Here is a 21,515-nt window from a genome sequence, read left to right on the forward strand (position 1 = left end):
CCGTGCTCGGCGGGCAGGTCCCGGCCGTCGTAGCCGTGCACCACCCAGGCGCGTCCGCCGCGCAGGTCGGCCAGCGGCAGGTTCGTGGTGTAGCCGCCGTAGGAGTGGGCCAGCGCGTACGCCGCGTCGGTGTCGACGCCGTCGAGCAGCACGTCGAGCGAGACGCCCTGCCAGGTGGTGCCGAGCTTGGACCACCGGGTGACGCAGTGGATGTCGACGGTGGGGGTCTCCTGCGGCAGGGCGGTGAACTCGGCCCACGTCCAGCGGTGCTCCGCGCCGGTCTCGGTGGTGACGACGAACTCCCAGGCGTCCGGCCGCACCCGCGGCGTCGGGCCGGCGGAGAGCACCGGGAAGTCCTCGGTGAGGTATTGCCCGGGCGGCAGGGCCGGCCCCGCCGAGCGGCGTCGGCCTTGGAAGCCTGGCGAGACGATTCCCACCCGTCAGTCGTACCACCTGTGGGCGCGCGTCGGTACCGTTCGCCCGGACCGACGCGCGCCGCGCGGTCAGTGCCGGCCCGCGACGACCTCCTTGTCGCCCGGGGGCGCGTCGCGGGTGGCCCGGAGGCTGGTGAGCGTGACGATCACCAGCACGCCGATGATCACGCCGAGCGAGGCCAGGGTCGGGATCTCCGGCACGCCGGACCAGATGCCGTGCGCCCAGTGCAGGCCGAGCTTGACGCCGATGAAGGCGAGGATGATCGCCAGGCCGTAGCTGAGGTGCACGAGCCGGCTGAGCGCGGCGTGCAGCACGAAGTAGAGCGCCCGCAGCCCGAGCAGCGCGAAGGCGTTGGTGGCGAAGACGAGGTACGGGTCCTCGGTGATGCCGTAGACGGCCGGCACCGAGTCGACGGCGAAGACCACGTCGGTGGCGAGCACCGCGACCACCACGAGCGCGAGGGGGGTGAGCGCCCGGCGGCCGCCCTGCCGGACGGTCATCCTCGTGCCCTGGTATTCGTCGACGACCGGCATGAACCTGCGCAGCAGCTTCACCGACCGCATCTTGTTGATGTCCACCTCCTGCTCGTGCCCGGAGAGGGCGTCGCGGAGCAGCTTGACGGCGGTGGCGATCAGGATGATGGCGAAGATCAGGAAGGCGAAGTCCAGGGTCTGCAACGCCGCCGCGCCGAGGGCGATGAAGACGGCGCGCAGCACCAGCGCACCGGCGATGCCGTAGAGCAGCACCCGCTGGGCGAGCACGGCCGGCACCGCGAACGCGGCCAGCAGCAGCATGAAGACGAAGAGGTTGTCGACCGAGAGCGACTTCTCCACCAGGTAGCCGGTGAGGTATTCCACGCCCTGCTGGGAGCCGTAGCGCGACCAGATCCACGCGCCGAAGGCGAGCGGGAGGGCGACGTAGAACGCCGACCAGCCGAGCGCCTCCCGGATCGACACCTCGTGGGGGCGGCGGGTGACGAGGAAGTCCAGCACGAGCAGCGCGAGCACCCCGGCGATGGTGACCGCCCAGAGGGTGGGCGTGCCGATCGAGGACAGCGCGCCGGCAGCAAGAAGGGATGATTCGGTCATATGGGTCTCCTCGAACACCGTGTCATGTTCGAGGTCTCCTTCACCCACGATTCCGTGGGCAACCACCCGAGGCGCGCCCCGGGCACGCCGTACTGACCGGAATGGTTCGTGGGAAGTACTCCCCTCGTGGGACCAGGTTAGGTCAGCTCCGGGCGACTCGCCAAGCCGACACCGACCTGTCACCAGGGGTGATGCTCCGGTGGCGGGCGGTCCGGCCGGCCCTGTCCCCCGAGGCCCGCCCGCGCCTATGGTGTCCCGGTGAGCGAGCGCGCGCACCACCCCGACGCGGACCCGTCGGCCGGCGGCGGCCCGGTCGGCCCCCTCACCGGGGTACGCGTGGTCGAACTGGCCGGCATCGGGCCCGGCCCGTTCGCCGCGATGATGCTGGCCGACCTGGGCGCCGACGTGATCCGGGTGGACCGGGCCACCGACGTCGACCCGGCCGCCTTCGGCACCCCGCACCCGGACCTGCTCAACCGGGGCCGCCGCTCCGTCGCCGTTGACCTCAAGTCGCCCGGGGGCCGGGAGGCGGCGCGGGCCCTGATCGGCGGCGCGGACGTGCTGGTCGAGGGCTTCCGCCCCGGGGTGACCGAACGCCTGGGCCTCGGCCCCGCCGACTGCCTCGCGGCCAACCCCCGCCTGGTCTACGGGCGGATGACCGGCTGGGGGCAGGACGGCCCACTCGCCCCGTACGCGGGGCACGACATCGACTACCTGGCGCTGACCGGGGCGCTGCACGGCATCGGCCGGGCCGGGGAGCGCCCGGTGCCGCCGATGAACCTGCTCGGTGACTTCGGCGGGGGCGGGATGATGCTGGCCCTGGGCGTCGTCGCCGCCCTGTACGCCGTCCGCGCCGGCGCGCCGGGCCAGGTCGTCGACGCGGCCATCGTGGACGGCGTGTCGGTGCTCGCCACGATGATCCACTCGCTGCGCGGGGCCGGCAGGTGGCAGGACCCGCGCGGGGTGAACCTGCTCGACGGCGGCGCGCCGTTCTACGACACGTACGAGTGCGCCGACGGCCGGCACCTCGCGGTCGGCGCCCTGGAGCCCCGCTTCTACGACGAGCTGGTCCGCCGCACCGGGTTCCCGCTGCCCGGCGACGACGCGCCGGAGCGCGCCGACCCGGCGAACTGGCCCGCCCTGCGGGCCGCCTGGGCACGGCTGTTCCGCACCCGCACCCGCGACGAGTGGACGGCCCTGCTCGGCGACTCGGACGCCTGCGTCGCGCCGGTGCTCGACTGGGCGGAGGCCCCGCGGCATCCACACCTGGCGGCACGGCGGGTGTTCGTGGAGCACGCCGGGGCGACCCAGCCGGCCCCGGCGCCCCGGTTCTCCGGCACGCCGACGGCGCTGCGCCGGCCGCCCCCGCACCCCGGCGAGCACACCGACGAGGTCCTGGCGGAGGCCGGCCTCGCCGCCGACCGGATCGCCGCCCTACGCGCCGCCGGCGCGATCGCCTGAGGCGCAAGGAAGGGCCCCCTGTTAACGCATTCTGTTGTACAGGGGACCCCTGCCAACCCGCCACGAGGCGGGGGCCTGCCGACCCGAGAGCCCGCCGGTCAGGGTCGGCGCGGGGCCGCCGCGCCCGGGGCGAGCGCCGGCTCCACCATGTCCCGGTAGTCGCGCGGCATCTGCACCACGATGTCGTCGAACTCCCCGCCGGTCACCGCCTCGCGCAGGGTGGTGAACACCGCCCGCACGGCGTCCCGGGCGGCCCGCTCGTCGAGCCCGGCCCGCTGGCCGACCCGGGCGACGAACTCGGCCGCGCCGAACCGGTCGGCGGCCTCGGTGTCCGGGCTGGGCCGCAGGACCAGCTGCAACGGCCTCGGCAGCTGCGCCGCGAGGTCGAGCACCTCGCCGCCGGTCAGCCGCTCGGCGAGCGTCTCCAGCGTGGCCCGGGTCAGCTCGACGGCCCGCTCGCCGGGGACCCGCGCCCGCAGGGCCACCTGGTCGACGAAGGTGTCGTAGTTCATGACGGCGCTCCTTCCGCTGCCTCGGGCCGGTCGCGCCCGCAGGAGGGGCTCGCGTACCCGCCGGACGGGCCGGGAAACGGCGGCCGGGCGGCGTCGATCGCCGGGCCCCGCGCGGGCGTGGGCGGCCGCATGGTGGGTAACCGCCGCCGGTCGGGAAGCCCGATCGCGGCGACGAGGAGCGCACCCATGGCGAGCTACGACGACGTCCTGCAGTACCTGTCCAGCCTCGACTACCCGGCGGACAAGGCCGACGTGGTCCGCGAGGCGGAACGGGAGGGCGCCCCGCCGGACGTGCTGCGCGCCCTGCGGGCCCTGCCCCCGGTGGACTACGCCAACGGGACCGAGGTGGCCCGGTCCGCCGGCATCGAGACGGCCCCCGAGGCGAGCCCGGCCCGCCGGGCGGCACAGGCCAGGGAGCCGCACACCCGGGTCTCGCAGCACCTGCGGCGCATCTGACCGCCCGCCGGCGGCCCGGGCGATTGGGTACGCGGCCGGTGCGGCGCGTCGACGGCCACCCCCCGGCGGTGGCGCAACTGCTCGTGATGGGGCTGGTCGGGCTGCTGGCCGGCGGCCTGTTCGCGCTCGTCGGCTCGCCCCGGATCGGTCCCCTCGTCGGCTGGGACGCGGCGGCGCTGAGCTGGCTGGTGCTGGTGTGGCGCAGGCTGTGGCCGCTGGACGGCGAGGGCACCGCCCGGCTCGCCGGCCGGGAGGACCCGAGCCGCGCCGTCCGCGACGTGCTGCTGCTGGTCGCCTGCCTGGCCAGCCTGCTGGCGGTCGCGGTGGTGCTGCTGTACGCGCACAGCGCCCCGCCGGGGCCGCGCCGCGACGCGTACGGCGGGCTGGGCGTGGTGAGCGTGCTGCTGTCCTGGCTGGTGGTGCACACCGTCCACACCGCCCGGTACGCGCGGATCTACTACACGGGACCCGAGGGCGGGGTGATGTTCCACCAGCGGGAGTGCCCCCGCTACTCGGACTTCGCCTACCTGGCGTTCACCGTGGGGATGACCTTCCAGGTCTCCGACACGAACCTGACCAGCAACGAGATGCGCACCACCGTGCTGCGGCACTCGCTGCTGTCGTACCTGTTCGGCGCGGTGATCATCGCCGCGACGGTGAACCTGGTGGTGGGGCTGGCCGGCTGAGCGGACCGCCTCGACAGACGGGCGCCCCGGGCCACGAACCGCGACCCGGGGCGCCACGCAGAACCTGTGCCCCGGCGGTGAACGCGGCCCGAACCGGACCGCACCGCCGGGCGGCCACTCCCACCCGATGAGGGCGGGAGTCAACTGCCGAGATCATCGTACCGACGCCATCATCCGAACGGTCAGTTCTGCGGAAAACTGTGGGCCAACGCACCTCAGGTGAGCTCGGCGTACCGCTGCTCCAGGTCGACCCGGGCGAGCGCGCCGACCAGCCAGGCGAGCCGCTCCGACTCGCCCCCGCCGGCCAGGTCGGCCAGGTCGGCCGCCGAACCGCCCAACCCCAGCCGGCGGGCCGCCGCCAGCGCCCGCCGGTCCGCCACCGGGGCCACCTCCCGCCACAACGCCTGCGCCTCGCGCAGGAACAACGCCACCGCCTCGCCGTCGACGCCCGGCAACCCGGCCAGCAGCGTCCGCTCGGCGGCCGGGTCGTGCCGGGCCGCGCCGCGCAGCCGGCGCAGGTCGCCCCGGTAGCGGTCCACGACCGTGCGGGCCAGGTCGCCGAGACCGTCGGCGAGCGCGTCGACGTCGCCGCGCAGCCCCGCCCCGCGCAGCACGCGGACCCGGTCGGCGTGCAGCGACCGGGCCAGCCGGGCGGCGCTGTCCCACCCGGAGTCGCGCAGCGCCGCCGCGGCGGCCACGGCGCACCGGAAGTCACCCCGGCGGGCCAGCAGGACCGACAGGGTGAGCAACTGGAACAGGCTGGACGGGTTGTTGGTCACCCGGAAGCCGTACTGCTCGGCGAAGCCGCGCCCGTCGCCCGCCAGGCGGCGGGCCAGGCGCTTCCTGTCCTCGATGGTGGAGATCGCGGTGGTCGGCATGCCCGCGACTACCCGCGTCGCCGCCGGCCACGCCTGGCGGGCGGCGGCGGGGTGAGCGGCGGCTCAGCGCAGGATCTCGCCGTGCCGGGTGCGGGCCAGCAGCCGGGTGGTCGGCAACGCGGGCGCCGGCAGCGGCGGGGCCGCGTCGTCCGCCACCACCCCGAAGCGGCGGCCCGCCGCCCAGTCCGCGCGGGCCTCGGCGATCTCCTCGTGCGACCGGCCGACGAAGTTCCACCACATCACCAGCGGCTCCTCGAACGGCTCCCCGCCGAGCAGCAGCAGGCGGCTGCCCGGGGCGGCGGCCAGGGTCAGGCTCTCCCGACCCAGGCCGAGGTAGAGCAGCGAGCCCGGCTCCACCGACACGTCACCCACCTCGGCGACGCCGGACATCGCCAGCAGCGCGTACTCGAAGTCGCGGCGCAGCGGCAGCCGGGCCGGCGCCGCGCCCCGGGCGGTGAGCTGCGCGCCGAGCAGCGGGGTGTGCGCCACGGCCGGGGAGCGTTCCCCGCCGAGCTCGCCCACCAGCAGCGTCACGTCGGTGTCGCCGTCGCGCCACACCGGAAGGTCCTCGTGGTGGGCGAAGCCCGGCCCACCGGCCCGCGCCGGGTCCGGCAGGGCCACCCACAACTGCACCCCGTGCATCACCGGCGGATGCTGCGCCGGCGACCGCTCCGAATGCGCGATGCCGTGCCCGGAGGTCATCACGTTGAGCTGCCCCGGGCGGATCGGCTGCACGTTGCCGAGGCTGTCCCGGTGCACGATCTCGCCGTCGAGCAGCCAGGTCACCGTCTGCAGGCCCGTGTGCGGATGGGGCGGCACCTCCATGCCGGGCCGCTGCGCGACGTCGTCCGGACCGAAGTGGTCGACGAAGCACCAGGCCCCGACCATCCGCCGCTGGCGCTGCGGCAGCAACCGGCGCACCGTCGTGTAGCGGCCGAGCGGCACGTCGTGGCCCGGCAGCAGCACGCTGCCCGGGTCGGCGGGCGCCCCGCCCGGCGGTCGGGTCTGCGCCGGCAGAGATTCCGTACGATCCACCGCCCGACTGTACGCTCAGCTCCCCTCGACGGTCACCGTGTTGGCCCCGGCGACCATGTCGACGTACACCCGGTCGGCCCGGCGGTCCCAGTCCGGCGAGCCGGTCAGCGTGCCGGCCGCCACCCCCTGCCGGTGCCGGTCGTAGACGGTGACCGCGCCCGCGCCGGCACCCGCCCGGACCCGGGTCGGCAGCGCGCCGGGCACCCGCACCACCAACTGGTTCACCCCGCCGGTCAGCCGCACCGTCAGCGTGCCGACGACCCGGGGCAGGCGCAGGTCGACGCGGGTGGCCCCGGCGGCGAGCTCCAGCCCGGTCAGCCGTCCCCGGGTCAGGTCCAGCACCTGCTCGGTCACCCCGCCGGCCAGCCGCAGCCGCCAGGTCACCCGGGAGCTGAGCACGACCTCCGCGACGGCCGGGCCACGCCGGCCGCTGACCGCCATCCGCACCCGCAGCCGGTCGCCGACGAGCTCCGGGCGGGGCTCCACCCCGCCGTGGGCGGGGCTGGTGATCCGGTACAGGTCCTCGCCGAGGTCGTCGATGCGCAGGTCGAACGTGGTCAGCCCGTCGACCAGCTCGAAACTGGCCCGGGCCCTACCGGCCAGGGGCGCGGTGAGCACCCGGCCGTCGGCCGACGCTCCCCCGCCGCCGGGCTCGGCCGCCAGCGGCACCGTCGACCCGACGTCCGGCCTGCCGCCGGAGAACGCCACCCCCAGCCGGTCCGGGTTGGCCAGGGTCACCGCCACCGCGCCCGCCCCCAACGCCAGCACCACGACCGCGGCGGCGACCATGAGGCGTACGCCGCGCGGCCAGGCCGGGACGGGCGGCTGCGGGACGGGGTCCCCGGTCACCTCGACGACCGGTGCGGGCACCGGAGGAACGGCCTCCGGACGGCGGTACGCGTCATGCTCCGACACCGGCATGTGCTCCCCTTTCGCGGTCCCCGCCAGGCAGTACGTACCCGACCCGGGATCGGATCACTCCGCCCCCCGCTTGCAAGGAAGGGCCCCTTGTTAACGCTTTCTGTAGCGGAAGGGCCCCTTGTTAACACCCCGCTAGGCGGGGGCCGCCGAGGGTCGGGGCGCCACCGGTAAGGACGCCACCGGCCGGGTCCCTGGTGTTCGGGGGCCCGGCCGGTGGCGGTGTGCGATCGGTCAGCTGTTGTTCCAGTGTTGGGTGACGAGGTCGGCGGCCTGCTGTTCCCACTGCGCGTAGGCGTCGGGGTAGGCGGAGACCTGGACGGTCTGGGCGGCGTCGGTCAGGGCCATGTTCTGCCAGCCGTCGACCTGTCGCAGGCCCTTGAGGAATGCTGTCGTCGCGTACTCGGGGTCGGTGATCTGTTCGGGGGTGCCCCAGCCGCTGGAGGGGCGCTGTTGGAACAGGCCGAGGGAGTCGTGGTCGTTGCGGTCGCCGAGGTGGCCCAGGTTCTGCAGCTTCGACTCCTGCAGGGCGGTGCCGATGGAGATGACCGCGGCGCGCTCGTCGAGGCCGGCCTTCTTGGTGGCGGCGATGATGGCCTTGACGTTGGCGGTCTGCTCCGGGTCGAGGTGGATGCGGGACTGGGTGCCCTGCACGCCGTGGGGGATGAGCTTCCCGGCGTCCACGCCGCTGGACTGGGTGGTGGTGGCGACGGGCCGCGCGTCACCGGTGTCGGTGGTGGTGTGGTGGAGGGGGCCGGCGGCGAGGCCACCGGCGAAGGCGAGTCCGGCGATGCCGAGGACGCTCTTGCGCAGGATGGTCGTGTTCATGGGGGGTGACTCCAATCGGGGGGTCGGCACACCCTCACGCCCCGAACGGGGGTGGTGTGGGGGTGTGCGAGCACCACGTCGAGGCGCCCGAACAACGAACAAAAGGGGGAAAGACGAGCGGGGGAAGGGGACCGGGGCGGCTGCCATCAGTGGTGGTGCCGGCCCGGGTCCAGGTGTAACGACCGGCGACCCGCGCCCATTCCCGGCGACCGGCCACCACCCCTGGGGGCGGGGGGCTGCTGGGTCGGGGGGTCTGGTGGGTGCTGCTTCGGTCGTGCGTCAGGTGTAACGACCCCGACCCCGTCGAGATTCCGGCCCACGGGTGCCGCCCGTCACCACCCCGCCCCCGGCAGGCCCACATCGACCCCACCCCACGCCGCCCCCGCGCCGGGACAGACAAACCCCCCATACGGGCGGTCGCATGACGGGATGCCGGGCAGGTGGCGGTATCAGCGGGCCGGGATACCGCCACCTGCCCGACATGATCAACCCCACCCACCCCATGCCACGCCACCCCCGGCGGGACGGACAAACCGCCCACACGGGCGGTCGCATGACGGGATGTCAGGCAGGTGGGGGTATCAACGGGACGGGATACCGCCATGTCCCCGGCACGGAGTTGATCAGCCGGGCGGGACGCGCCGACCCGTCAGTGCTCAGGCCCGCCGCGCCAGGAGCCGCTGCGGTAGACCGTTCCCCGGTACTCCCCCGTGCCGCGTTCCGGCCCGGTCGGCAGGCCGCGATCGGCACCGGCAGACGGGCCGTGCCCAGCCGGACCGCCGGCGAACCCGACGAGGTCGCCGCCGCGCTCCTCGGCGGACGGACCGCCCACGGACGGACCACCGACAGACGAGTTCGCGGAAGCGGAAACGGACGTGGAGGCGGAGGCCACGGCGTCACGCCGTGCGGCGCGGGACCGGCGTACCCGGGTGACGACGAACCACGCGACCGCCAGCGCGGACACCGCGATGACCACGTTCTGGAACGTGCCGACGTAAGCCTCGACCACGTGCCAGTTCTCGCCGAGCAGGTAGCCCGCCAGGACGAAGACCGTGTTCCAGATGAGGCTGCCCAGCGTCGTGTAGAGCAGGAACGTCAGCACCGGCATCCGCTCGACGCCGGCCGGGATCGAGATGAGACTGCGGAACACCGGGATCATCCGGCCGAAGAACACCGCCTTGACGCCGTGCCGGAGGAACCACGCCTCCGTGCGGTCGACGTCCTCGAGCTTGACCAGCGGCAGCTTGGCGGCGATGGCCCGCATCCGGTCCCGGCCCAGCATCGCGCCGATCCAGTAGAGGGCCAGCGCGCCGACCACCGAGCCGAGGGTGGTCCAGCCGATCGCCCCGACCAGGCTCATCCGGCCCTGGCTGGCGACGAAGCCCGCCAGCGGCAGGATCACCTCGCTGGGGATCGGCGGGAAGAGGTTCTCCAGCGCGACCGCCAGCCCGGCGCCGGGGCCACCCAGCCTCTCGACCAGACCCGTGACGAATCCGACCGGCCCGTCGGAGCCGGGTTCGGGACCGGCGGCGACCGTGCGGGGGAAGGGCAGGAGCGGCTGCGTGCTGATCATCCGACAACGGTAGTGACCGTTCCCGCCGGCTGCCACGCCCCGCCGACGCGACGACGGGCGGGCCGGGCGGGCCGTACACCGTGGACGGCCGGCGTCGGTGTGGCCCGTCAGCCCGCCGCGTCGCCGCGCGCCCCCGGGAAGCCGGTGAGCAGTTCCCGGAGCCGGGCGGCGGTCTCCCCGCCGATCTCGTCGCGCTCGACCGCCTCGGCGATGTCCTCGCGCAGGTCCCGCAGGTGCTTGGCCCGGTCCTTGAGCTTGCCCCGGTTGAGCTCGGCGACCTCCTCGCGCAGGTCGTCGGCGGTTTCGCGGTCGATGTCGCCGCGCGCCTGCGCCTCGTCTATCAGGGCGGTGAACTCGGCGGCGAGCTGGCGCAACGTGACCGGCAACGAGCGGGCGGTGGTGGGCGGGGCGGCGGCCGACCGGGGCGGCTCGGTCGGCTTCCCGGCGGCGGAGGCGACGGTCGTGGGCGCCCCGGACGGCGGGGTCGGCGCGCCGTCGCCGAGGGCGAGCAGCGCGACGACGCCGACGAGCAGCGCCATCCCGGCGGCGACGAGGACGCCGAGGAGGCGGTTGCCCTGGCCCGGGCCGCGCGGCGCGCGGCGGGCGGGCTCCGCCGCCGGGACGGGCCCGGGCACCCGGGCGGGCGGGGACGCCGGAACGGACGACCGCCCGGGGCGGGCGGGGGCCGTCCAGGACCCGGCGCGGTCCACCAGCGTGGGCGGGTGGTCCGGGGGCGTCGGATCGGCGGGCCGGGCCGGGGCCGACGCGGCGGCGGGCCGGGTCCCGGCCGGTGTCGCGCCGAGCCGGCGGGCCAGCTGGGCGGCGGTGGGTCGGCGGGCCGGGTCGGCGCTCAGGCAGGCGAGGGTGAGCGCGGCGACGTCCGGGGGCAGCCCGGGGACGCGCAGCGGCGGGGGCTGCCGGCGCTGCGCGTGCGCTTCGAGGGCGTCCGCCCAGGTCTGCACGGGCAGCGGGGCGCGGCCGGCGAGGGCGCGGTGGAGCAGGGCGCCGAGGGCGTACACGTCGCTGGCCGGGTTCGGCGGCCCGGGGCGGAACCGCTCGGGGGCGAGGTAGGCGGGCGTGCCCATCATCGGCTCGTCGTCCGGCCCCGGACGCGACTGGTGCGCCCCCGGAGCGGACCCGGAGCGCCCGGGGCGGGGATCGCCGTCAGGGCCGGTGCGGGGCGGGTGCGGCCCGGCGAGGGCGGCGATGCCGAAGTCGAGCACCTTCGCGCCGCTCTCGGTGAGCATGACGTTGGCGGGCTTGATGTCGCGGTGCACCACGCCGATGCGGTGCGCGGCGGCCAGGGCGGCGGCGACCTGCCCGGCCAGCCGGACGGCTTCGGGCCAGGGCAGCGGGCCGGAGGCGAGCCGGTCGGCGAGGCTGTGCCCCTCGACGAGCTCCATCACCAGGTACGGCACCACCGTCGGGCCCCCGAGGGCCGCCTCGCCGTAGTCGTACACCTGGGTGACGTGCGGGTGGGTGAGCCGGGCGGCGGCCCGCGCCTCGCGCTGGATGGTGGCGCGCAGGTGCGGGTCGGCGGCGAGTTCGGCCGCGAGGGCCTTGACGGCGACGGGGCGGTGCAGGACCTCGTCGTCGGCGCGCCACACCTCGGACATGCCGCCGAGGCCGATGCGCTCGCGCAGGACGTAGCGGTCGTGCAGGCGCAGGGTGGGCGTGAACGGCGACATCGTGGTCCAGTCTGCCTGCCGGTGGGCGTCGGGCACCAGTCGCGTCTGCCTGTCCGTGAGCGTCGGGCGGGCAGACGCGTCTGTCCGTCGCCGTCGGGCAGCAGTCGTGGCGACGGCGCGGATGCCGGGGCGGTAACGGAGGGTCAGGGCTTGCGGGCCACTGCCCCGTACATGCTGACGTCGACCACCGAGGGCCGCGGCAGGGGCTCCCGCTCGGCGCGCCACTGCGCGATCGAGACGATGCCCGGGTCGACGAGCTCCAGCCCGGCGAAGAAGCCGGCGAACTCCGCCCGGCTGCGCAGGCTGATCACGTTGTGCGCCCCGCCGGTCCGCGTCGCCGCGATGGACTCCTGCGCCACCTGCTCGGGAAGGTGGTCGTAGGTGGCGTGCGAGGCGGCCAGGTAGCTGCCGGCGGGCAGCGCTTCCAGCAACCGACGGACCACGTCGTACGGCTGGTCGGGGTCGGGCAGGAAGTGCAGGATCGCGACCAGCATCAGCGCCACCGGCTGCCCCAGGTCGATAGTGCGGAGCAGGTCGGGGTGGCTCAGGATCCGCTCCGGGTCCCGCAGGTCGGCGTCGATGTAGGCGGTCGCGCCCTCGGGCGTGCTGGTCAGCAACGCCCGGGCGTGGGCGAGCACGATGGGGTCGTTGTCGACGTATACCACCCGGGCCTGCGGGTCGGCGGCCTGGGCGACCTCGTGGGTGTTGTCGGCGGTGGGGATGCCGGTGCCGATGTCGAGGAACTGCCGGACGCCGGCCTCGCGGGCGAGGTGGCCGACGGCCCGCTTGAGGAAGCGGCGGTTCTCCAGGGCGGCGGTGCGGATGGTCGGGAAGGCCGCGGCCATCGCGTCCCCGGAGTCGCGGTCGGCCTGGAAGTTGTCCTTGCCGCCGAGCAGGTAGTTGTAGCGGCGGGCGGGATGGGCCACCGAGGTGTCGATCCGGTCGCTGGGGTGGGCGGGACCGGTCGAGGTGCCGGGGGCATCGGTGGTCAAGGGGTGCCTCCATGGCTCTGCGCTTACCTGTTGCGCGGCGTCCGTCCACTGTCGCCGGTGTCGACCATGGTAGAGGCAGCCCGCGCCACGGCCCCGACCAGGGAACCCGCTACTGCGGATAGAGCTCGTCGCGCAGCCGGGTGAGGAGTTCCGGCGTGCGCTCCGGTGGCTCGGCCTCGACGCAGAGTCGTTCCATGGCCGCCGCGTAGTAGTCGAGGTCCTCGCGCTTGTCGAGGTAGATCGCGCTGGTGAGCTGCTCGATGTAGACGATGTCGGGCAGGTCCTGGTCGCCGAAGCGCAGGATGGTGAACGCGCCGCCGGCCGCGGCGTGGCCGCCCGCGTCGAACGGGATGATCTGCAACCGCACGTGCGACGCCCGGGTCGCCTCGATCAGGGCGGTGAGCTGGTCGTGCATGACCTGGGGGCCGCCGATCGGCCGGCGCAGCGCCGCCTCGTCCACGACGGCCCACAGTTGCGGCGGCCGGGGGCGACGGAGCAGCTCCTGGCGCTGCATGCGCAGGCTCACCCGGCGGTCGATCTCGTCCGCCCCGGCCCCCCGGTGGCCGAGCAGGACGACGGCCCGGGCGTACTCCGGGGTCTGGAGCAGGCCCGGCACGAACTGCACCTCGTAGCTGCGGATCAGCGCGGCGGCCGCCTCCAGGCCGAGGTACGACTGGAACCACGACGGGAGCACGTCGCCGTAGCGGTGCCACCAGCCGGGGCTGTTGGCGTCGCGGGCGAGCTTGAGCAGGGCCTCCCGCTCCGTGGCGTCGGTGACGCCGTAGAGGCTGAGCAGGTCCGCGACGTCGCGCTCCTTGAAGCCGACCCGGCCCAGCTCCATCCGGCTGATCTTCGACTCGGAGGACCGGATCTCCCAGCCGGCGCCCTCCCGGGTCACCCCGCTGGCCTCCCGCAGGCGGCGTAGCTGCGCGCCGAGCAGCATGCGCAGCACGGTCGGGCCGGTGGCCGGGCCACCCTCCGTGGGAACCATCGTCACGCGCCGACCTCCGCTTGCTGCCTTCGTCGCACCGGGCCCCACCCCGGCCGACGTGTAAGCATGCCATGGACCGACAGTGAGGTGAACCCGGCCCGACCGGCGTTTCGGTCCCGTTGACGGGACGCAGCCGAGGGGTGACCCAGGGTCAGCCGATGAGGTGGTCGAAGTCGCCGTCCCGGGCGCCGAGGACGAATGCCGCGATCTCGTCGATCGTGTAGATCAGCGCCGGACCATCGGGGTAGCGGGAGTTACGGACGGCGATTCCGGCGCCGCCGGGTAGCTCGGCAAGCTCGACGCAGTTGCCGCTGGGATTGCTCCGTCGACTCTTCAACCAGGTCAGCGGAGGGAGCTGTGCAGTGGGAACGCCGTTGCGGGGCTGCTGCATGGGGCATCTTTCTTGTCAAGAGCCTGCCGATGCCGCGGGGAGGAGCGGTGTGCTGGCGAGGGGCGGGGCTTACGACGGGATTTGCTGCACGTGCATCTGCTATTGCATCTGCACCGGACAGCGAGCATGATAGCCCAACGAGGGTGTACCCAGGTGTTCACTTTGGGTTACCTCACCTGGGGCTGTACCAGGGAAAACAGGAGCCCCCACGGGCACGGCGGCAGCGGTCGGGCGCGTGGGCAGACGCGGTGAGGAGGGTTCGTGCCGGATCCGTTGACCATCGCGTCCGGCATCTCGGCCGCCGGGGCCCTGGTCTCCGCCTGGCAACTGCGCCGCCGGGCCATGCTGGCCGAGGCGGAGATCGAACACCTCCAGGCGGAGCTGGCCGCCGAGCGGCACGCCGCCAGCCACGACCCGCTCACCGGGCTGCCCAACCGGCGGGCCTTCTTCCGGCTGGCCGCGACCCTGCTCACCGACACCGCCGGCCAGCCGCTGATCGCCATCGTGCTGGACCTCGACGACTTCAAGCAGGTCAACGACCGCTACGGGCACGCCGCCGGTGACCAGGTGCTGATCAGCGTGGCCGAACGGCTGGCCGCCTTCGCCGGGGACAACCTCGTGGCCCGCCTCGGCGGCGACGAGTTCGCGGGCCTGCTGGCCACCCCGACCGTCGACCGGCGCTGGATCGAGCACGCCTCCCGCCGGCTCTGCGAGTCGCTCGCCGCGCCGATCCCCCTCGGCGGCCTGAGCCTGCGGGTCACCGCCTCCGTCGGGCTCGCCCCCGTCACCTGCCCGACCCAGCTCACCGAGGCGCTCGACCGCGCCGACGCGGCGATGTACCGGGCGAAGAGCGTCGGCGCGTCCCGCTCCGCCCGCCAGCTCATCGACAGCGCGCGCCTCGCCGAGTGCTGACGCCCCGCCTGCGGCGGGGCCGCAGCGGGACGACGGCAGGGCTCAGCGCCAGCGGCGCGGCGACGCCGCACGGCGACGGCAGGGCTCAGCGCCAGCCGTAGCCGGCGCGCAGGGCCTGGCCGACCCGGTCGAAGCGCGCCCGGTCCAGCACCGCGCCCTCCCGGCGGATGCTGTCCTCCCGCATGGTGAGGACGCGGTCGAGCCGCACCCAGCTGGGCCGGTTGTCCCGGTCCCAGGTGCCCGGGCCCAACGCCAGCCAGTGCCGCTGGCCGTCCCGCTCGCTCTGGCTGGACAGCATCAGGCCGAACAGGGTGCGGCTGGAGCGCCCCACCACCAGCACCGGGCGGTCCTTGCCCCGCCGGGGGTCGTCCTCGTAGGGGACCCAGGTCCAGACGACCTCGCCCGGGTCGGCCTGCCCGTCGGGCTCGGGGGCGTAGCTGAGCTCCCGGCGCTGCAACGCCGTGACCTGCCGACGCCGCGCCACCTGGGCCGGGATCGGCCCGGGGGTACGCGTCGGCGCGGCCCCGCCGCGGGCCACCCGCCCCAGCCGGGACGCCACACTCCTCAACAGACCTGCCACGGCGGGCAGCCTAACCCGTCCCCCGGCCCGCCGCCCAGCCACGGCGGCCGGCGGACGCCGCGCGGCCGCCCGCCGCGCGAACGGGCCGGGGCGGGCACAGTGGGGGGATGACGACGAACCTCCACGCCCCGCTGGCCCGCTACGCCGCCCGGTTGCACGCCACGGCCGGCGACCGGCACCACGTCGCGTCCCCGCTGGGCGCGTGGCTGCTGCTCGCCCTCTGCGCATCGGCCGCCCCCGAGGGCGACGCCGCCGGACCGGACGGAAACGCCGGACTCGACGGGCACGCCGGACTCGACGGGCACGCCGGACTCGACGGGCACGCCGGGCTCGACGGGGACGCCGCCGCCCTCGCCGACGCCCTGGGCACCGCGCCGGCGCGGGCCGCCCGGATCGCCGCCGACCTGCTGGACGCGCCGCATCCCCTGGTGCCGTCGGCGACGGCCGTCTGGCACCGGCCCGGCGCCGGGAGCGCCGGGCTGGACGCCTGGCGGGCCGCCCTCCCCCGCGCCACCGGGACCGGCCCGCTGCCCGACCAGGCCGGCCTCGACGCGTGGGCCCGCGAGCACAGCCTCGGGCTGATCGAGCGGTTCCCGCTGGCCCTCGACCCCCGGGTGGCGCTCGCCCTGGCCTCGGCCGTGGCCACCCGGATCTCCTGGGCCGCCCCGTTCGACCTCGCCCCGGCCGGGGCGCTCGGCCCGGACAGCCCGTGGGCGGGGCGGCTGACCCGGGTGCTGCGCACCCCGGCGCACGGGCACCGCGCGTGGATCGCGGCGACGCCGGAGGCCGGGGACGTCGCCGTGCACGTGGCGACGGCGCAGCCGGCCGTGAACGGCGGGCACGAGGCGGGCGGCGCCGACACCGGCACGGACGGCAGCGGCGGGGCCGCCGGGGCGGGGCTGTCGGTGGTCTCGGTGGCCGCCGCGCCCGGGGTGGCCCCGGCCGACGTGCTCGCCGCCGCGTACCGGATCGCCGCCGACGTCGACGCCGACGAGCCCGCCGGCCGGCGGTCGCTGTTCGACCTGCCGCTGGGCGAGACGCCGCTGTGGACGCTGCGCGAGGAGGCCGTGCGCACGTTCGCCCCCGACCGCCGGGAGCAGCGGCACACGGCGGCGTTGCCCTGCTGGTCGGCCCGCGACGAGCACGAACTGACCGGGCTCGGGTTCACCGCGGCCGGCCGGGTCCTCGCACCGCTGGTCGGCGCGGGCGACGTGCGGGCCCGGCAGGCGGTCGCGGCCCGCTACGACCGGTACGGGTTCGCCGCGGCGGCCGTCACCGGGATGTTCGCGCGGGTCAGCCTGCCCCCGCTGGGGGTGGCCCGCGTCGCGGAGCTGCGCTTCGGCCACCCGTACGCGGTGGTGGCCGTCGCCACCGACCGGCGCGGCGGCGGCACCGGCCCGTGGCACGGCGTGCCCGTCTTCTCCGGCTGGGTCGCCGAGCCCGACGACGTCGCCGCCGCCGACCTGGCCGACCCGCCGGTGGCCTGAGCACACCGGGGCCTGCGGCGGTGGACCGCCGCAGGCCCCGGCCCCCGTGTCGTGGCGGCCACGCGGGCCGGCCCGGCAGCGGGTCAGGCCGCCACGGGCACCTTCTCCTCCTGCCGCCCGGCGGCCCGGGCGGCGAGCCGCCGCTCGCGCTCCTGCGCGCCGATCAGGTCGTCGGGCAGCGAGTCCGGCACCTCCAGGTCGAAGCGGCGCAGCAGCCGGATCGCGAAGCCGCCCAGCGTGACCAGCACCAGCGCCGCGCCGAAGCAGACGTACGCGAAGCCGATGCCCCGGCCCGGACCGGTGCCGATGACCGCGCCCACCGACCCGGCGAGCGACCCGCCCTCGGCGAGCATCGGCTCGAACAGGCCGCTGGCCGCCGGGGCGAGCAGCGCGAAGCCGATCGGCAGCGTCGACCAGGAGATCGTCTGGTTGAGGCTGAACACCCGGCCGTGGTAGCGCTGCGGCACCTTCACCTGCACGATCGTCGCGTAGATCGACTGGGCGGTGGTCATCGCCATGGCCAGCCAGAACGCCCCGACGCAGATCACCGCGACGGAGGCGTCCAGGCCGATCACGACGCAGCCGAGCGCGGTGCCGAGGTTGCCGAGCAGGACGCCGATCATCCGGCGGTGGCGCGGGCCGCCCCACAGCGACATGAGCACGCCGCCGGCCACCGCGCCGAGCGCCTCGGCCAGGGCCACCTGCGCCACCTGCGTGGCGGTGGCGAAGGAGAGCACCAGCGGGGTGGTCAGCACCAGCGCCGGGGCCAGGAAGATGTTGCCGATCGCGAAGTAGCCCAGCATGAGCCGGAAGCCCCGGTGCTGCCACGAGTAGCGCAGCCCGTTGGCGATGGCGACGAGCAGCCGCTCCCGGGGCCGCCAGCCGAGCAGGTCGGGGAAGCGGACCACGGCCAGGGTGGCCACCGCCACCACGTAGCTGGCCACGTCGATGAGCAGGATGCCCTTGAGCTCGATGGCGGCCAGCAGCCCGGCGGCGAAGACCGGCATCAGCAGCATCGCGAAGCCGTTGGTGAGCTGGGTGACGCCCATCGCGTGACCGAGGTAGCGCTTCGGCACGAGCTGCGGCACCGCCGACTGGAACGCGATGCGCTGGAACGACCCGGCGACCTGGCTGAGCGCCACCAGGGCGTAGATCATCCACAGCCGCAGGTTGTCCGTCCAGAGCAGGGCGGCCAGCACGAGCTGGATCGACCCGGCGGCGGAGCTGGCGATCATCATGATCCGGCGGCGGCTGACCCGGTCGGTGATCGCGCCCGCGATGGGCAGCATCAGCACGCCGCAGACCAGCGCCAGCGCCCACAGCAGGCCCAGGTTCGCCACCGAGCCGGTCTGGGTGAACAGCCAGATCGGCAGGGCGAACGCGGTCAGCGCCGAGCCTGTCGTGGAGACGAGCTGGCCGGCGGTGACCGCGACGAACCGGCCCATGCTCGGCTTGACCACGGCCCGCTCGGGGCTCCGGTCCGCGCCGACGCGCCGGTGGTCGGCGACGACCCAGCCGGCGTCCTCGCCCCGGGCCGCCGCCTCCAGGGCGGTCGTGTCGCCGGCGCGCACCGCCGGGTGCACCGAGGTGACGATCTCCGCCAGCTCGTCGGCCCGGTACTTGAGGAAGAAGTGCCCCGCCTGGTCGAGCACGACCAGCCCGACGGTGTCGGTGAGGAACTGCCACTCGGCGTACCGCTCGGCGAAGTAGTCGGTCACCGGGTCCTCGGAGCCGACCACCGAGACGATCGGGGCGCGCAGCTTCGCCGCATTGGCGTCGAGCAGTCCGGTGAAGTACTCCTCCGAGGCGCGGGAGTCGGCCCGCATGTTGCTGATGATCCGGTCGGCCTGCTCCGGGTCCAGCTCGTCGGTGTCGACGCCCATCGACTTGAGCCAGCTCGCGTAGTGCTTGTTGCTGCGCAGCCGTTCGAGGCGGTTGCGGGCGGCGGCGAAGAGGCCCTTCGGGCGGGCGAACGGGAACATCGCGCCGATGTAGAGCGCCTCCAGCTCCCGGCCGGCCGCCTCGACCTTGCGGGCCACCTCGGCGACGATGGCGCTGCCGACGCCGCAGTGGCCGTACAGGACGATCGGGCCGGAGATCCGCTCGACGATCTCGTCGGCGACCCGGCGGGTCAGCTCCTCGAACGGCAGGCCCTCCTCGCTGAGCCCCACGTCGTGCCCGGGGATCGCCAGCGAGTACAGGGCGTTGCCGGCGGGCAGGGCGTCGGCGAGGGGCTGGTAGACGATGGCGCTGCCGCCGCCGTAGGGGACGCAGACGTACGTGCGGAGCCGCTGACCGGCGGGGATGGGCTTGGTCAGCTCGTAGAGCAGCCGGCGCGGGCCGTCGTCGGCGGCGTCGCCGGCCATGAACGCGGCCAGCTCGCGGATGGTCCGCTGCTGGAACAGGTCCATCACGCCGACGGGCCGCCCGCCGTGCTCGGCCTTGCGGATCTTCGCGACGACCTGGGTGGCGAGCATCGAGTGCCCGCCCAGGTCGAAGAAGTCGTCGTCGATGCCGAGCGTGTCGACGCCCAGCACCTCCGACCAGATCCCGGCCAGCAGCCGCTCGGTGTCGTCGCGCGGCTCGACCAGCGCCACCGACGCCTCGCGGGTCACCACGGGCGCGGGCAGCGCGCGCCGGTCGAGCTTGCCGTTGGGGCTCAGCGGCAGCGCGTCGAGGGTGACGAACGCGGTCGGCACCATGTATTCGGGCAGCGTCTCCTTCAGCGCCGCCTTCAGCGCGGCGTGCTCGGCGTCGCCCACCAGGTACGCGGTGAGCCGCTTGTCGCCCGGGGCGTCCTCGCGGACGATGACGGCCGCCTCGGTGACGCCCGGCTGCTCCCGCAGGGCGCTCTCGATCTCGCCCAGCTCGATGCGCAGGCCGCGCAGCTTCACCTGGTGGTCGATGCGGCCGAGGAACTCGATCACCCCGCGCGGGGCGTCGCCGGCCGCCGCCCCGCCACCGGCCGCGTCACCGTCGCCGGCCGCTGCACCGCCGCCGGCCGGGGCGACGACCCAGCGGGCCAGGTCGCCGGTGCGGTACAGCCGGGCCCCCGGCTCGCCCGAGAACGGGTCGGGCACGAACCGCTCGGCGGTCAGCGCCGGCCGGCGGTGGTAGCCCCGGGCCAGGCCGACGCCGCCGATGTGCAGCTCCCCCGCGACGCCGACCGGGCACTCGCTGCCCGCCGCGTCGAGCACGTGCAGCCGCAGGTTGGCGATCGGCCCGCCGATCGGCACGCTCGACAGCCCGGCGAGCGCCGCCGGGTCGCAGCGCCAGGCGCTGACGTCGATGGCCGCCTCGGTGGGGCCGTACAGGTTGTGCAGCTCGCACCAAGGCAGCCGGGTGGTGAACTCCACCGCCGAGGCCAACGGCAGCTCCTCACCGGAGCAGATCACCCGGCGCAGGGCGGTGGCCGCCTCGATGCCGTCCTCGCCGAGGAAGACCGTCAGCATCGACGGCACGAAGTGGGCGGTGGTGATCCGCTCGGCCACCAGCAGGTCCCGCAGGTAGCCGGCGTCCTTGTGCCCGCCGGGCTTCGCCAGCACCAGCCGGGCGCCCTCCCGCAGCGGCCAGAAGAACTCCCACACCGACACGTCGAAGCTGGCCGGGGTCTTCTGCAGCACCGCGTCGTCGGCGGCGAGCCGGTAGGTCTCCTGCTTCCAGTGCAGCCGGTTGACGATGCCCCGGTGGGTGTTCGGCACGCCCTTGGGCCGGCCCGTGGAGCCGGAGGTGTAGATGACGTACGCGAGGTTGTCGGGCCCGGCCGTCGGCGCGGGGTCGGTGGCGGGCTGGTCGGCCCACGTCGCGGCGTCGTCGAGGGCGAGCACCGTCGCGCCGGTGTCGGGCAGCACGTCGCGCAGGTGCTCCTGCACCAGCACCACGGGCGCGGCCGCGTCGGTGACCATGAAGGACAGCCGGTCGGCCGGGTACTCCGGGTCCAGCGGCAGGTACGCGCCGCCGGCCTTGAGCACGCCGAGCAGCCCGGCGACCAGCTCCACCGACCGCTCGGCGCACACCCCGACCAGGGTCTCCGGGCCGACGCCGGCCGCGCGCAGCCGGTGGGCGACGCGGTTCGCGGCGGCGTTCAGCCCGGCGTACGTCACCGGGCGGCCCTCGAAGGTCAGCGCCACCGCGTCGGGCGTGGCGGCGGCCCGCACCTCGAACGGCCCGTGCAGGGTCTGCTCGTGCGGAAACCGGGCCGTGGTGTCGTTCCAGGCGGCCAGCAGGTCCCGCTCGGCGGGGTCGACCATCGGCAGGGCCGAGACCGGGGTGTCCGGCGCGGCGACGACCGCCCGCAGCAGGGTGGTCCACCGGCGGGCGATCCGCTCGACGGTGGCCCGGGTGAACAGGTCGGTGTTGAAGACGAGCTTGCCCCAGAGCCCCTCGGTGGTCTCCACCGCGTGCAGCTCGAAGTCGAACCGGGTGGCGCGCAACTCCATCGGCGTCCACTCGAAGCGCACCTCGGCGGCGTCGGAGACCCCGGTGAACCGGCCCATCTCGTAGTTCTGCAACACGAACATGGCCTGGAACACCGGGGACCGGCTCACGTCGCGGGGCAGGCCCAGCTCATGCACGACCTTGGCGAACGGCACCTCGGCGTGCTC

Annotated in this window: 19 protein-coding genes; 5 read left to right on the plus strand and 14 right to left on the minus strand. The window is 75.2% G+C overall.

Translation table 11 applies throughout. From position 1 onward, the window contains the following. Positions 1-437, minus strand: a 437-nt coding sequence (locus tag O7628_RS00005; RefSeq protein WP_278127494.1) for a molybdopterin-dependent oxidoreductase, incomplete at its 3' end; no start/stop codon positions are given. A 66-nt stretch (positions 438-503) separates the two neighbouring features. Further along, positions 504-1,523, minus strand: a complete 1,020-nt coding sequence (locus O7628_RS00010) for a TerC/Alx family metal homeostasis membrane protein (RefSeq protein ID WP_278127495.1) — start codon at positions 1,521-1,523, stop codon at positions 504-506. A 258-nt stretch (positions 1,524-1,781) separates the two neighbouring features. Here O7628_RS00010 and O7628_RS00015 point away from each other — a divergent pair, with 258 nt between their 5' ends. Further along, positions 1,782-2,984 carry a CaiB/BaiF CoA-transferase family protein gene (locus O7628_RS00015; RefSeq protein ID WP_278127496.1) on the plus strand — a complete coding sequence of 401 codons (1,203 nt, stop codon included), beginning with the start codon at positions 1,782-1,784 and terminating at the stop codon, positions 2,982-2,984. 98 nt (positions 2,985-3,082) lie between these two features. Here the strand turns inward: O7628_RS00015 and O7628_RS00020 are convergent, their stop codons facing one another. Further along, a complete protein-coding gene (locus O7628_RS00020) occupies positions 3,083-3,496 on the minus strand; it encodes a DUF2267 domain-containing protein (protein WP_074473237.1) in 414 nt (137 codons plus the stop codon). 186 nt (positions 3,497-3,682) lie between these two features. Between O7628_RS00020 and O7628_RS00025 the strand changes: the two genes are divergently transcribed. Both O7628_RS00025 and O7628_RS00030 read left to right on the plus strand, forming a co-directional pair. Then, the gene (locus tag O7628_RS00025; protein ID WP_278127497.1) at positions 3,683-3,952 is read left to right on the plus strand and encodes a DUF2795 domain-containing protein; all 270 of its coding nucleotides are present in this window, start codon (positions 3,683-3,685) and stop codon (positions 3,950-3,952) included. Positions 3,953-4,020: 68 nt separating this feature from the next. Then, positions 4,021-4,638 (plus strand): DUF1345 domain-containing protein, encoded by a 618-nt coding sequence (locus O7628_RS00030; RefSeq protein WP_278127498.1) that lies wholly within the window; start codon positions 4,021-4,023, stop codon positions 4,636-4,638. 215 nt (positions 4,639-4,853) lie between these two features. On the opposite strand, the gene O7628_RS00035 is transcribed toward O7628_RS00030, so the two are convergent. From O7628_RS00035 to O7628_RS00075, 9 genes are all read right to left on the minus strand, one after another. Next, on the minus strand, positions 4,854-5,516 hold the full coding sequence (locus O7628_RS00035) for a hypothetical protein (protein WP_278127499.1): 663 nt from the start codon (positions 5,514-5,516) through the stop codon (positions 4,854-4,856). A gap of 63 nt (positions 5,517-5,579) precedes the next feature. After that, positions 5,580-6,551, minus strand: coding sequence for a pirin family protein (locus O7628_RS00040; RefSeq protein WP_278127500.1), 972 nt, complete (start codon positions 6,549-6,551; stop codon positions 5,580-5,582). Between the two features lie 15 nt (positions 6,552-6,566). Next, positions 6,567-7,472 (minus strand): hypothetical protein, encoded by a 906-nt coding sequence (locus tag O7628_RS00045; protein WP_278127501.1) that lies wholly within the window; start codon positions 7,470-7,472, stop codon positions 6,567-6,569. 231 nt (positions 7,473-7,703) lie between these two features. Then, positions 7,704-8,297 (minus strand): hypothetical protein, encoded by a 594-nt coding sequence (locus O7628_RS00050; protein WP_278127502.1) that lies wholly within the window; start codon positions 8,295-8,297, stop codon positions 7,704-7,706. 649 nt (positions 8,298-8,946) lie between these two features. After that, the gene (locus tag O7628_RS00055; protein ID WP_278127503.1) at positions 8,947-9,870 is read right to left on the minus strand and encodes a DedA family protein; all 924 of its coding nucleotides are present in this window, start codon (positions 9,868-9,870) and stop codon (positions 8,947-8,949) included. Between the two features lie 107 nt (positions 9,871-9,977). After that, entirely contained in the window at positions 9,978-11,594 is a 1,617-nt protein-coding gene (locus O7628_RS00060; RefSeq protein WP_278127504.1) for a protein kinase, read from the minus strand. A 107-nt stretch (positions 11,595-11,701) separates the two neighbouring features. Then, the gene (locus tag O7628_RS00065; RefSeq protein WP_278127505.1) at positions 11,702-12,550 is read right to left on the minus strand and encodes an SAM-dependent methyltransferase; all 849 of its coding nucleotides are present in this window, start codon (positions 12,548-12,550) and stop codon (positions 11,702-11,704) included. 109 nt (positions 12,551-12,659) lie between these two features. Beyond that, positions 12,660-13,547 (minus strand): helix-turn-helix transcriptional regulator, encoded by an 888-nt coding sequence (locus O7628_RS00070; protein WP_178065077.1) that lies wholly within the window; start codon positions 13,545-13,547, stop codon positions 12,660-12,662. Positions 13,548-13,692: 145 nt separating this feature from the next. Further along, the gene (locus O7628_RS00075) at positions 13,693-13,932 is read right to left on the minus strand and encodes a DUF397 domain-containing protein (protein ID WP_074473229.1); all 240 of its coding nucleotides are present in this window, start codon (positions 13,930-13,932) and stop codon (positions 13,693-13,695) included. A gap of 261 nt (positions 13,933-14,193) precedes the next feature. Here O7628_RS00075 and O7628_RS00080 point away from each other — a divergent pair, with 261 nt between their 5' ends. After that, positions 14,194-14,844: a GGDEF domain-containing protein gene (locus tag O7628_RS00080; RefSeq protein WP_074473228.1), complete on the plus strand. Its 651-nt coding sequence runs from the start codon at positions 14,194-14,196 to the stop codon at positions 14,842-14,844. Positions 14,845-14,929: 85 nt separating this feature from the next. On the opposite strand, the gene O7628_RS00085 is transcribed toward O7628_RS00080, so the two are convergent. Further along, positions 14,930-15,424, minus strand: coding sequence for a type II toxin-antitoxin system PemK/MazF family toxin (locus O7628_RS00085; protein ID WP_278127506.1), 495 nt, complete (start codon positions 15,422-15,424; stop codon positions 14,930-14,932). A gap of 107 nt (positions 15,425-15,531) precedes the next feature. On the opposite strand from O7628_RS00085, the gene O7628_RS00090 reads away from it, so the two are divergent. Beyond that, the gene (locus O7628_RS00090; RefSeq protein ID WP_278127507.1) at positions 15,532-16,911 is read left to right on the plus strand and encodes a hypothetical protein; all 1,380 of its coding nucleotides are present in this window, start codon (positions 15,532-15,534) and stop codon (positions 16,909-16,911) included. An 83-nt stretch (positions 16,912-16,994) separates the two neighbouring features. Here the strand turns inward: O7628_RS00090 and O7628_RS00095 are convergent, their stop codons facing one another. Continuing rightward, on the minus strand, positions 16,995-21,503 hold the full coding sequence (locus tag O7628_RS00095) for a non-ribosomal peptide synthetase/MFS transporter (RefSeq protein ID WP_278127508.1): 4,509 nt from the start codon (positions 21,501-21,503) through the stop codon (positions 16,995-16,997). Between the last annotated feature and the right edge of the window lie 12 nt (positions 21,504-21,515).

The sequence above is a fragment of the Micromonospora sp. WMMD956 genome, assembly GCF_029626125.1.
GTDB lineage: Bacteria > Actinomycetota > Actinomycetes > Mycobacteriales > Micromonosporaceae > Micromonospora > Micromonospora carbonacea.